Source organism: Flectobacillus major DSM 103 (assembly GCF_000427405.1).
GTDB classification, from domain to species: domain Bacteria; phylum Bacteroidota; class Bacteroidia; order Cytophagales; family Spirosomataceae; genus Flectobacillus; species Flectobacillus major.
Window position 1 is genome coordinate 3812309 of the sequence record NZ_KE386491.1, and the last position, 12985, is coordinate 3825293.

Annotated in this window: 7 protein-coding genes; 4 read left to right on the forward strand and 3 right to left on the reverse strand. The window is 36.7% G+C overall.

Annotated elements, in window-relative coordinates:
- The first annotated feature begins 243 nt into the window (after window positions 1–243).
- The 3 genes from FLEMA_RS71630 to FLEMA_RS71640 are packed head-to-tail and all read left to right on the forward strand — an operon-like array spanning window position 244 to window position 3932.
- Window positions 244–1269 carry a hypothetical protein gene (locus FLEMA_RS71630; protein ID WP_044172547.1) on the forward strand — a complete coding sequence of 342 codons (1026 nt, stop codon included), beginning with the start codon at window positions 244–246 and terminating at the stop codon, window positions 1267–1269.
- Complete coding sequence (locus tag FLEMA_RS71635; RefSeq protein WP_044172549.1) at window positions 1259–1678, forward strand: MauE/DoxX family redox-associated membrane protein; 420 nt, start codon at window positions 1259–1261, stop codon at window positions 1676–1678. The genes FLEMA_RS71630 and FLEMA_RS71635 overlap by 11 nt, the downstream gene beginning before the upstream one ends.
- Window positions 1656–3932 (forward strand): outer membrane beta-barrel family protein, encoded by a 2277-nt coding sequence (locus FLEMA_RS71640; RefSeq protein ID WP_044172552.1) that lies wholly within the window; start codon window positions 1656–1658, stop codon window positions 3930–3932. Before FLEMA_RS71635 ends, FLEMA_RS71640 begins: the two co-directional genes overlap by 23 nt.
- Window positions 3933–4501: 569 nt before the next feature.
- On the opposite strand, the gene FLEMA_RS0137845 is transcribed toward FLEMA_RS71640, so the two are convergent.
- The 3 genes from FLEMA_RS0137845 to FLEMA_RS0137875 all read right to left on the reverse strand — a co-directional run bounded on the left by FLEMA_RS0137845 (window position 4502) and on the right by FLEMA_RS0137875 (window position 11529).
- Window positions 4502–7903, reverse strand: coding sequence for a PVC-type heme-binding CxxCH protein (locus tag FLEMA_RS0137845; RefSeq protein WP_026997905.1), 3402 nt, complete (start codon window positions 7901–7903; stop codon window positions 4502–4504).
- A 602-nt stretch (window positions 7904–8505) separates the two neighbouring features.
- The gene (locus FLEMA_RS0137860; protein WP_044172555.1) at window positions 8506–10623 is read right to left on the reverse strand and encodes a tetratricopeptide repeat protein; all 2118 of its coding nucleotides are present in this window, start codon (window positions 10621–10623) and stop codon (window positions 8506–8508) included.
- Between the two features lie 144 nt (window positions 10624–10767).
- On the reverse strand, window positions 10768–11529 hold the full coding sequence (locus tag FLEMA_RS0137875) for an enoyl-CoA hydratase/isomerase family protein (RefSeq protein ID WP_044172558.1): 762 nt from the start codon (window positions 11527–11529) through the stop codon (window positions 10768–10770).
- Window positions 11530–11701: 172 nt separating this feature from the next.
- On the opposite strand from FLEMA_RS0137875, the gene FLEMA_RS71645 reads away from it, so the two are divergent.
- Complete coding sequence (locus tag FLEMA_RS71645; RefSeq protein ID WP_044172560.1) at window positions 11702–12838, forward strand: acyl-CoA dehydrogenase family protein; 1137 nt, start codon at window positions 11702–11704, stop codon at window positions 12836–12838.
- Window positions 12839–12985 lie beyond the last annotated feature (147 nt).

Consider the following 12985-nt stretch of genomic DNA (forward strand, 5'->3'; position numbering starts at 1 on the left):
TAACTGTATCTCTAGCTTGTGGTAGAGCAGAGTGTGGTGGCGGAAACGACAAATGTTGTAGTTCTGGAAGTATTACTTACTACACCACAGCGACACCACCTCAAGAAGTATAGACTGTAGTATTGAGACTATTTTATAGAGCTATTCCCAAGGAAACAAAGGAATAGCTCTTTTAATATATTCTTATAGCGATTGCTGAATTTGTTATCACAAGTTATTTACATCATACTAATGTTAATAAGAATGAAATTCAAGTTTCTATTATTTTTTGTACCAATTATTGGGCTAGGGTTAATGTACAAGCAATCCCAAAAGAAAACATTGGAACATGATTTCCAGAGAAAATATATAAAAAGCAATAGTTTGAAAATCGCCCAAACAATTTCCAATTTACTGGTAGATGGATTATTCCTTGACGACTCTTTGCTTTGGGTAAACTCACGAAGCAAAATCATTGCTATTGATAAAGGTGGAAAAATTTTCAAAAATATTCCTGCTAAAAAAGGAGAAAATAATCCGATTGTCAATTTTTATATTAATCAGGATTCTCTTTATTTCTACCAAGGAAATTCTTCAACAGTCTCTATTTCTTCAATAAAAAACAATGCTTTGCAATACAATAGCGTAAAAGATATTCGATTTAACTTCCCTATTATTGATTTTGCAAAATCTAGTAATTTATTGGTGTTTTTGGCATTACAAAACAATGCAAGCTTTTTAGTTAAAAGTGCTGATTTAAGCGGAAAAAATATACAAGAATTCTCCACTTCATTTGGGAATATTGAAGGAGGCGATATGATTTATTCAGGGAAATTAATTTCGTCTTTTGGGAAAACTTTGTTTATACCTTTTTATACAGATTCAGTGGTCATATTTAATAATAATGAGCTAAAAACCAGTTATGCTTCTTTTATTGATAGAGTAAATCAAAAAGTTGAATATAATCTTAATGGAGATAGATATACATTAAAGAAGGGTGTGCAGATTTTACGAATAGGAGCCTCAATAGTTAAGGACTATCTGTTTGTTAGCTCTTTTGTAAAATCAAAAAATGAATCAATGGAAGCTTTTAGAAAGAATACTACTATTGATGTTTATGACTCAAATACATTTTCTTATCTATTTAGCTTTCAAATACCAAACTATCACAATTTAAGAATCGGTGACTTCAGCATTTCAAGTAATATGCAGCTAGCAGCCAAATATAATGATACTGTAGTGATATATGACATTAAAGACCTTTTGAACAATAATCAAGATGCACAATAATAAAATATTGATAGTACTTAAATATCTTATTGCGATATTATTTATATACGCAGGTGTATATAAAATAATAGATGTTGAAATTTTTAAATCCCAAATGGGAGAATCTCCCTTACTTCCTGAAACATTGATACCATATATTGCTATCATCTTACCTATTTCAGAGATAGTTCTTGGTCTTTGCTTAATTTTTAATATTCAAGTTCTTTTTTCCCTCTGGACATCCTCACTTTTAATGGTGTTTTTTTCTAGTTACCTCATTATATTATTTACTATGTATGAAAAGCCTCCATGTGCTTGCGGAGGTATTTTAAGTAAAATGGATTATCCTGAGCATATTGTGTTCAATATTATTTATACTCTAATTTGTATTGTAGCCGTATATCTTTATGAAAAAAAGCAAACGAATTAACTACTTTATAATAGGCTTATTGCTGCTTAATTCTTTCGTCATTAACGCTCAATCAGTAACAAAGTTTATCATCAAAGATAGTTTATCAATGACTCCTTTATCGTACTCAAGCATAAAGGTTTATAATAAGAAGAGAAATAGCACTACAGGCGGGATCTCGGACTCACTTGGAGTGTATTCGTATAAATCGAATAAAATTGATAGTCTCATTATTTCTGCTAGTTATGTTGGCTTTCATCCTAAATCGGTAAAATATATCGCATCTGATACTACCTATATCATTTTACTCTCCCCTCAAAAAGAGTTTATGGATGAAATATTAGTTAAGGGAAAAAAAGCCTTACTAGAAGTTATGCCAGATAGAACAAGGTTAAATATTAACAAGACGCTAGAAAGTGGCAAAAAGATAGCCGAAACACTAAGAAAGTTACCATTCGTTGTTGTAACTGGTGATGACATATTAATAAAGGGAAAATCAAACTTTAGAATATTTAAAGATGGTGTTCCGAGTAATCTTACCATAAGAGATTTAAGAAACATGCCCTCTATAATGGTTAAGTCAATTGAAATCATCTATTTCCCATCATCAAAATACGAAGGCGAAGTAGAACAAATTATTAATATTATTACCAATAAGGATGATATTTACAATGGAGGAACCATGTGGGCTGGTACAGGTATCCGTTCTGGAGGTATTTTTAATATTAGTACTCTTGGAATAAATACATCTTCCATCACTCCCCTAAAAAGCAGTAATTTTTCTTTTAGCATTAGCGATGACAAAATTACCTATAATACACAGACAGAACAATTTGTCAATAAAAATCAGTATAATCAAAGTGTAAATTCAAAGAGTAGGTCTTCTGATTTTAACTTAGGTTATTCAATGGCTTTCCAATTACCAAAATCACAGTCTATAAGTTTGGGTATTGATTCTCATTTCGAGCCTAAAGTCGAAAATGCTGATATTACAACCGCTCCTGGTGCTGAACTAAGAGAAAATAAAGTGACAAATCATATATGGTCTTTAAATTTGAATGCCAACTATAGTAAGATTTGGAAAAATAAATCAGCTTTTTATTTCTCTAACCTCTTACAATATGGCAACTCTCAATATGAGCTAAATTCTCAAAATGAATCGGTTAGTTTTTATAACCAAAACAAAAGTAAAACACTTTCATACATAAATCAGATGGACTATAGCTGGAATACTTTTTATGGAATTGCGGCTGAAGTAGGAGGTGCTTTTATTTTAAGACACTATTCCCAAAACCTAAACTATCAAACAGGTTTATTAAACGACGACCTCAATTATACGCAGAGTATTCAGGGGGGATATGTAAGTCTTACCAAAAAATACCAAAAAATCTTTTTGAGAATTGGAACAAGGGTTGAAAATACTTACAATAAGTCAGAAAATGATACCTCTTTCAACGCATTAAATATTCTTCCGAGAGCATTGATTAATTATACATTATCAAAAACTTCTAAAATATCTCTCTCTTACAGTAGAAGAGTACAAAGACCTGAATTACGTTTTTTGACTAAATTCAGAGATGTTTCCAATCCCCTAAGTTTAGTGTACGGAAACACAAAACTTCAAAATGAGCTGTATGATGCATTAAGTCTAAATTATACCTTATCGTTAGGAGCAACCAATATAAACCTATCTGCAATATCAACATGGGGACAAAATAGAATCAGTAGTATTAGAACAGCAAATGATAGCCAAGTATTATTAACATACTTTAATGTAGCCAAATCCTCGTCTTATGGATTAGAATATAGTATTAATACAAGTCTATTATCTGACAAGCTATACATTTTTTCATCAGGCTCACTAAAAGAATACAAAATAGAAGGATGGACATTTCAGAATTCAGGATGGCTTAAAAGCATTAATTTGGGATTCACATTTGCACCATCCGATAAAGTTTCCATTGATGTTTTTGGAAACATGTTATCTAATAATGTAGCTCTTCAGGTATCAGCAGGTAATAGTTTTTATATGGATTGTATATTAAACTACAGATTATCCAATAATTCAACGCTAACATTTAGAACTCAGAATCCTATTATAGATAAAGTTGAAACTAAATATAACACTGATGCCACAGGTATTTATATTTCATCCCTAAATCACTATCAAGGTAGAACGATTCAGGTATCATATAATCATTCATTTGGTCGAACAAAAAATGCAGCTTCGAGAACCAAAGAGATAAAAGTTAGTGATTTGAAGAAAGAAGAATAATATAATTTTGTCTCAATAAGCAGTTTTAACGTTATAGATACCCCCAAAATGGTTTTGTGAAAATGTTGTCATGTATCTGATGTCAAATAATACTTTGCTGTCATTTTCTGGTTTGGACAACATCATCGTTGTGGTGTGATTTTTTGACTTTCTGGGCAACAGCATCCCATATCTGTAATAGATTTAATCTCTAATTAAATATTTGAGCCCCAAAATGGCGGTTTTCCTTGATTTTCATCCATTCGTTTTCAGAATCACAATCAGGTATAGCGGCTTTTGCATGGATGAATAGCATGTTGTTCTCAAAATAAAATATTATCTATAAAATACAGGCTTATTCGGTTGCTTTTGCTAGTGTGTCGTTTTTAGTGCTAAACGGAAGTATTTGTCTTAAACGATATATATGGAATAAAATATGCCGTTCAATTTATTTTTAGTGTGATAAAATAAGGTTGAAATCGCTCATGGTTGAGAACTTAGATTTTCTATTAACTGGCGAACTTTTTCACCAGTTAATAGAAAAATTGTATAGGCCTCAATAACTTCTTTTTCAGCAAAAAGGGTTTCTCCTATTTTTGATTAGCCAAAAACTCTACCAAATCACGAATTTCCCTTTTAGATAATAAAGAACCCATTGGAGGCATACTCGATGGAATATTTTCTCTTTTAGCAATCCTTGCCACAGGAATCACCAAAGGTTCGGCATCGGAGGTTGTAATCACCAATTCATGGTCATTTTCTCGGGCTAATGTACCTGTCACTTCTTGTCCATCTTTTAGTTTTAAAGAAACCGTTCCGTAGCCTGGCGAAAGCCTAGCACTTGGTTCAATAAGGGCTTGTAGGAGTTGCTCACGCGTTAGGGTACTTCCGATTTTAGATAAGTTAGGCCCTACCGAACCACCTTCACCACCCAATGAGTGACAACGGACACATTGTGCTGTTGAATTGTAATTGAAGGTATTCCAACCATTATTGCGATTTCCTCCAAATAAGGCATCAGCATATTCTTCCATTGGCGAAGCACTCGGTTTTATGGCTGCAATTTTGGCTTTTAAAGCTTCAGAACCAGACGCATCAACGGCTTCTTTTAATTCTAAGGAAACACTTGGCGATAACTGTTTTTCTTGTAATTGGTCAATCAATCCTCCTAGAATAGCCTGAGTTTTGTCAAGAGCAAGCTTGCCCAATACCACCAACATTTGTTGTTGTTCTTTGATACCACCTTTGGCAAAAATAGTTTTGACAATAGCAGGAAGGCTTTCGGCCGACACGTTGTTATTATTCAAAAGGCCTAAGGCAACAGTTCTAACGCTTTCGTCTTTGTCTTCCATACCTTTTTTGATAATAGCCTCAATTTGGGCGTAATTCAATTTATTCAAGGCTGGTAAAATAGCTATTTTTACTTTATTGCTTTCGGTATTGGCATAAATAGTGGCTAGTTCGGTATTAAATTCTGTAATATTCAAATCCGATAATAACCCAGCCATAGCTACTAATGATTCGGGGTTAGTTTCTTTCAAGAACTTACCGATATAAGGCTCAATTTTTGTTTTTACCAATGCTCCGTCTCTTTCTAGCTTACCACGATAACGTCCGTCCACTCTATCCAAAACCGATGGATTTGACCACGAACCTAAAGTTGCTAAGGCTTCAGCCTTAATGTCGTCTTTGATGTCGGTACGGGTCGAAAACTTAATCAATAAATCAAGCTCTTTTTCTGTTCCTACACGCAAGGTAGCATTGATAGCACGGCGAAGCAATGGTTCAGAAGTAAATCGGGTTTCGCTCAAAGTAGCCGCCAAAGCTGGCAGTGCATTCGGAATAGATAAGTCGTCGTTGATTGCACGTGCTGCTTCTGTGACAATATATTCATCTTTATCATTCAAGAAAACAGCGATATTGTCGTTTTTCATTTTTCGTAATACCAATACTGCGGCTACACGAAGAGCCTTACTAGGGCTTTTGGCAAGGGCTACTACAGGCTCAACTTTGCCGATACGAGACAACGCCAAAACTGCCGCATGACGTAAATAAACATCTTCGTCGTTGTTGGCTTCTAAAAGCTGAATCAAAGGGTTTACGGCATCTTGGTAAGCAATACGGCCAAGGGCTTCGGCAGCATAGAATTTTACTCGTGGATTGTTGTTTTGTAATAAAGGCACTAGTTCGCTTCCAATAGCAGGAATTTTGGCATCGCCCAAAATTTTGGCAGTTTGTGCGATAATCTCAGCGTCTTTATCTTTCAAAAGAGCAATAAGCGGTGATGCAAAAGAAGCATCTTTACGAGCCAACTGGCCTATGCCCCAAATAGCATGAATACGAGCCAATTGATTGGTATTCTGATTAATTGCTTTTGTGAATTGAGCAAAGCCTTTGTTTCCTCTATTAACCAATTCAAACTGAGCCTTTTGGCGAATACGCATATCGACATTCGACAATAAACCATAAAGAACATCGTCGGTTTGTTTGGCATAATCTAGTTGAATCAAACGCTTGGTTTCTTGTCTGATAGCTTCGTTATCATTTTTATCTTTCGATACGTCAAGTTTCCATACACGGCCATAATTTTTGGTATCCCAGCCATTAATCCAGTCGGCTACATACAATGCTCCGTCTGGGCCAAATTTAATACCTGTTGGTAAAATACCGCTAACGAGGTCTTTTTCGCCATCAAGTTCAAACGAAGCACCTTTGGGTTTAAGCCCAAACGACCAAATATGAGAACGTGTAGGGCTACCCACAAACTCAACCAAGAAAAATTTATTTTTCCATTCAGACCCCAAGGCTGTGCCAGGGTTATATACCATTCCAGTTGGGCCATTGTGGTAGTTCATAATAGGCGGGATAATATAGGCTGCTTGTCCTTCCCAACGAGGTTTGTAGAGTTTTTCGTCCATCCAAACATTAAACTTATTGTTTTTTGGGTCGGTGTATTTGCCGTATTGCCAGTTAGAACGCCATCCAGCATCCGAGCCTTCTACTACGTGAACTAATCGTTCGCTTTCGCCAGGGTAGTCGCCATCGTTATCGGATGAAATAAGGTTGCCATATTGGTCAAATACAAACTCGTGGGTATTGCGTAAACCCGCTGCAAAAATTTCAAAATCACTTCCGTCTGGATTAGAACGAGCAATAATACCCGAATTTGGGTTTTCAAATTTTTTGCCATCGGCCGTCGTAATATTAGCACCAATATCGCCGATATTCCAGTAAATACGTCCATCGGGGCCTTCGGTAACGCCCGACATACCGTGCCCCCCAAAGCCAATGTGTACACCGTATCCATGACTAATGGAGGTTTTTTTGTCATAAACGCCATCGCCGTTGGTGTCTACCAAACGCCAAAGGTCGGGTGCAATACCAATAAACATTTCTTTAGCTCGAACCAAAAGCCCCCCTGCTACATCGGTAACTTCTTCAAAAAAGTCATTGACAACTCGTTTTGAAATATCCGCAATACCATCGTTGTCGGTATCTTCCAAACGCCATACTTCGTCTTTTTCTACAGTAAGGTCACGCCAGTCGTGGCTACCATCTTCGTTCAGATCTTTGAGCCATTCATTTTCTTTGCTTCGTTCGGGCGAAAATGTTTTTCGTAAAAAGGCACGTCTATCTTCTACGGTTTGTAAACCGATAGATTCAGTCATCCAGTCTCGGTGACCACGAATATCAAATTCAGAGTTTTTTTGGCGATTGGTACGAATCAAATATACTCTTCCTTGGTCGTCTATCGACATTGCTACGGGGTCAGGAGCAAGCGAATCAGATGCCCAAAGGTGCATTTGTAGGCCATCAGCCAATTTGATAGGCGTTTTTTCACGGATTTCTTTGGCTTTTACACTAGCTTTTGAGCCGTCCTCTCTAATGATAATTGCTTGTTCTTTTTTTCCGAGCTTCGCACATGATACAATCAAGACGGTAGAAGCGGAGGCCATGAGTAATTTGTTTTTAAGAAATTTTCTTAAAGTCATTGTTATATAAGTTTTGAAGATTAATTCAAATGTTAAAGGTCAGGGATTAGCCTCAGATTTGCATCCTGCTCTGTTATAAATTCTAGGAGGTTTTTAGATTTACGCTCAAATCAAAACTACAGGTATATGATTGTAGTGTACGAAAAGTTGAAAAATTTTGGATGGTTTTTCCTTATCTCTCTTCTATAAACAAGGAATAAAACTCTATTCTATTATCAGAAAGCCCCAATCATAGCTAAGTTTTCATACTTTTCTATTATATGATTGAAGATATAGTAGATTTATACTCATGTAAGAAGACTTTTTTTATACATCTACATGATGTCATCCTTAATTTAGTGATAATTTTCACTAGTAAAGCCGCAATACTTTACGGCTAAAGATGTGTCATTTAATATACAAAAGGCGTTCGAATAACTAATTTCGAACGCCTTTTTTCATGAATAGCCACTAATTTTCTATCATTTGAGTAATTGATAAGCCTCATCAAAATTCACTTGGCGACCTTATCAAATCTCAACAAACACAAAGAGGTGGTCTCTTTTAATATTACCTAATGGGGTATGACTCATGTTTGGATAGACATAAAGATTTTTTTCAACTTATTTTAAAGGAATACCCCTTTGAGTTAAGAAGGCTGTAGCATTGGTATCACCACGGGCTACAGCTTTTTGCATAGCTTTTATACCCTTTGGAATATCGCCATGCTGACCGTATTCTAAACCAATATTATAGTCAAAACTACCGTCTTTGGGGTCGGCGGCAGCCCCTTTCTCCCAAATCCTGATAGCCTCTTGCCAGCGTCCAAGTTCTTTATAGGCTACTCCTAAGTTTTTGTAGGCTGTCATGGCTTTTTTATCAATCTTCAAGGCTTTTTCTAGTACCTCAATTTCTTTGAGGTGGTTGCCTGCATGATTATAAATGGTACTGATATTAATATAAGGGTCGGCAAATTTGCTATCTAACCCAATGGCTTTGTCATAATATTTACGACCTTCGGCTTCATTACCTTTTTTGCACAACGCCAAGCCCATGATATTATGGGCAAATTGGTTTTTATTATCAGATTTATCCAACGCTATTTGGCTTTCGGTGATTGCTTTGTCATATTCGCCAGTATAATAATAGGCCGCTCCAAGCATCCAGTGCAGATTTTTCATCTCTTCGGGCTTGAGTTTTAGGGCTGCCTCAAAATTTTCGACGGTTAATTGGTATTTCTTTTCGTCAAAGTAGATTTGTCCTAAAGCAGTATGTACATCGGCTGTTTTAAAAGTAGTTTTATGCGTTTCTTCAAAAAAGAACTTTGCTTTCTCGCTGTCTTTCTCTAAAAACCAATACCAACCTAAGTTACTTGTTACCATTGGGTCGGATGGGTATTTTTCATAAATCGGTGTAAAAAGCGTAAGGGTATCTTTCCACTTGGTTGATTGCCTGAACGACAAAAAGGTAAATGCTAATAGCAAAATTGTAGCTATACTTGGCATGGCTTTATGCGTAGAAGCCTTGGAATAAAGGTAGTTGGCTAGGAGTCCTAATAACAATAATGGGCCTATAGAAGACACATAGAAATAGCGGTCGGCCATTAAGGCACTACCAACAGGCAATACTTGCGACACAGGGAAAATAACAATAAGGAAGTACAACCCTCCCCACCAAACGAGCTTGTTACGGCGACCCCAAAAGTAAATAATAACCGCAACTAAGGCTATACCTATAAACGCCGAGTAATATATAGAAGGAATAGAGCCTGCGGGTTTTTGAGGATAAGGATAAAACGCTAGTAGATTGACAGGAACGAGCATTTTGAGCCAATAAGACAATACGCCATAATTAATCATAAAGAAGCGTTCGCCAAAAGTATAAGACGCATTAATAACCTTGGTGGCATTAGCTCCTGCCTCGCTTTGTGCCTTGATTGAAATAATACCAAATACCAAAGAGGCTATTAAAAATGGAATTTTCTCAATGCCGATTTTTATAATATTTTTTCGATTCAGTAAAAAATAATCGGTCAGTAAAAATACTACTGGCAAAATTACGGCCATACCTTTGGCAAAACATGATAATAGAAACAGGCCAAAAGCATACCACAAACGTTTATTGTTCCATTGTGTTTGCCCATCGGTATCTACTAGTTCGTCGGTATATCGCAAATATTGCCAAAACGAAATCAACAGAAAAAGAGTATAAAGTACGTCTTTGCGTTCTGCTGCCCACACAACCGACTCAACGTGCAAAGGGTGAATCGCAAAAAGTACAGCAGTAACAGCTCCCACCAAAAAGTTTTTACTGAGCTTTTCGATAAGCTTAAACACAAAAATGCTATTGATAATATGAATAATAGTATTGTTGAGGTGATATACCCAGGCTGTGTCTTTTACCAAAGAATATTCTAAATAATAGGTTAACATGGTAAGTGGATGCCAGTTGCCCAAATAAAATTTGCTTACTAATAGGTAAAGATTATCGAAAGATACTTTTCGCAAATCTTCGTCATTGACAATATAAAACATATCGTCCCAAACAAAGCCGTTTTGAAAACCTGGTAAATAGGCTATCAAAACCACCCCAACAATTAGGCCAAGCAATATTTTGAAATTGCGGGGCGTATATTCAATTGGACTAATAGTAACTTCGGGTTCGTGGTTTGTTTTTAAATTATTAACTACTTGCTTAAGCTGTTGAGGCTTGGCGGGTTGAACAGACTTATTCTTTGCCATAAATTGCTAAATATTGATTTTCGAAGAGCTAGACGTTTGTGAGTAAAATTAATCACAACTTTTCTCAAACAAAAATTGTGCGAAACTTATCCGCACTCATTTTGTAGAATCAATAAGTCTATACTATCAAATACATTTGCTCTACTAAAAGCGAGCTAGAGCGTTTCGAGTAAATTCGCTTAGTACTAATTTGCCGCTTATTTCGGCTCGTTCATGTAGTAGCCATTCCCAATGCTCGGTATTGACCCATAGAATTTGTTTGAGAGCCAGCAGGGCATCGGGGTTATACCGAGCTAATTGGTTGGCGAACTGCTCAATAGAATCATCCATTTTTTCGATAGAGTCCAATACCTCATAAAATAAACCTTGTTGAAATGCCCATTCTGCCGAATAAAATTCTGTAGGGTTCAATGCCATTTTGGAAAATGAGGAAAGTCCAATTTTTCGAGATACTGCTGGTTCTATTACCGCAGGAACAATTCCAATACTAAGTTCGCTCAATTTGATACTTGCCCATTGAGTAGCAAAGCAATAATCCGTTGCCGCTGCTAAGCCCACGCCACCGCCAACGGCTTTACCTTGTACTCGACCAATAATTATTTTGGAAGATTCCCGACAAGCATTAATTACCTTGGCAAAGCCACTGAAAAATATTTTCCCAGCCGACATATCCTGTATTTGACGTAATTCATTAAAATCTGCCCCCGAACAAAAAGTTCTGTCTCCTCCACTTTGCAAAATTATTACCCGTACATTTGAATCTTTGCCTAATATTTGAATAGTATTTGCTAATTCTTCCAAAAGTACAATTGGCATAGCATTGGTAGGGGCTTGCGAAAAGGTAAGTCTAGCAACCCCCATTGCTGTAATAGATAAATCTAAAGATGAAGATGTTTTTAGGTTCATAATAAAAATATTTTTATAAAAATAAGTACTATTCCGTTACTAAAACAAAGTATTTTCGTTATATAGCATATATAAAGATGCTAAAAAAACAGCAAACCTAATAGTACAAAGGTGTTTATCTTGTATTATCAACATGAAAATTTTCCTTCATCAATAACCCTTTAACTACAAAATGTACAATTCAAAAACAGATTTAGTACGCCTAGCCGCAAAAGAATTTGCAGAAAGATATATCCGTCCAAATGTAATGGAATGGGACGAAGCCCAGTATTTTCCTATCGACCTCATGCACAAAATGGGCGAACAAGGTTTTCTGGGAGTTTTGGTTCCAGAACAATATGGTGGGGCGGGTCTTGGCTACCAAGAATACGTAAGTATTATCGAAGAAATTGCCCAAGTATGTGGTTCTATTGGTCTTTCTGTGGCGGCTCATAATTCGCTTTGTACCAACCACATTTTACAGTTTGGCAACGACAACCAGAAACAGCAGTATTTACCCAAGCTAGCATCGGGCGAATGGATTGGGGCATGGGGGCTTACCGAACCCAATACAGGCTCAGATTCGGCAAGGATGGCTTGTACGGCCAAGCTAGATGGCGATGAATATGTGCTGAATGGCTCTAAATGCTGGATTACCCATGGGAAGTCTGGCGATGTGGTTGTTATTATGGCTCGTACGGGCGATATAGGAGCTAAAAATAATGCTACAGCCTTTATTGTGGAAAGAGGTAATCCTAGGCTAAAATTTGGTAAAAAAGAAAATAAATTAGGCATGCGTGCTTCCGAAACAGCCGAGGTAATTTTGGAAGACTGTCGAGTTCCTATTTCGGCAAGATTAGGACAAGAGGGCGACGGCTTTAAGCAGGCTATGAAAATATTGGATGGTGGCCGTATCTCTATTGCAGCTCTTTCGTTAGGAATTGCCAAAGGGGCTTTGGCTGCTGCTGCTCGATACGCTCAGGAACGACAACAGTTTGGTCAGGCGATTGTTAATTTTCAGGGTATAAGCTTTAAATTGGCCGATATGGCTACCAAAGTGCATGCTGCCGAACTTATGACTCGGCAGGCGGCTATGCTCAAAATGGAAGGGAGTAATATGACCAAAGAAGCTGCAATGGCTAAGTACTATGCCTCGGAAATAGCTGTAGAAGTGGCTACCGATGCTGTACAAATTTTTGGAGGGTATGGCTATACCAAAGATTTTCCCGTTGAGAAGTTTTATCGAGATGCCAAACTATGTACCATCGGTGAAGGTACTTCCGAAATCCAGAAAATCGTGATAACCCGTGAGGTTCTCAAAGATTTTTAACCCCAAACATAAGTCATCCCGAATTTTGGGCAATATTAAAAATTCCCTATTTGTGTTCATTGCGATTCATAAGGTAGTCAAGTGAATTGTGATGAGGCTGAACAATTGCTCAAATGATAGAAAAATAGCGGATATTTAGGCAAAAGG

Coding starts and splice junctions, on each gene's coding strand:
- FLEMA_RS71630 (WP_044172547.1), top strand. CDS start 244: ATGAAATTCAAGTTTCTATTATTTTTTGTACCAATTATTGGGCTAGGG.
- FLEMA_RS71640 (WP_044172552.1), top strand. CDS start 1,656: ATGAAAAAAAGCAAACGAATTAACTACTTTATAATAGGCTTATTGCTG.
- FLEMA_RS0137875 (WP_044172558.1), bottom strand. CDS start 11,529: ATGAACCTAAAAACATCTTCATCTTTAGATTTATCTATTACAGCAATG.
- FLEMA_RS71645 (WP_044172560.1), top strand. CDS start 11,702: ATGTACAATTCAAAAACAGATTTAGTACGCCTAGCCGCAAAAGAATTT.
- FLEMA_RS71635 (WP_044172549.1), top strand. CDS start 1,259: ATGCACAATAATAAAATATTGATAGTACTTAAATATCTTATTGCGATA.
- FLEMA_RS0137860 (WP_044172555.1), bottom strand. CDS start 10,623: ATGGCAAAGAATAAGTCTGTTCAACCCGCCAAGCCTCAACAGCTTAAG.
- FLEMA_RS0137845 (WP_026997905.1), bottom strand. CDS start 7,903: ATGACTTTAAGAAAATTTCTTAAAAACAAATTACTCATGGCCTCCGCT.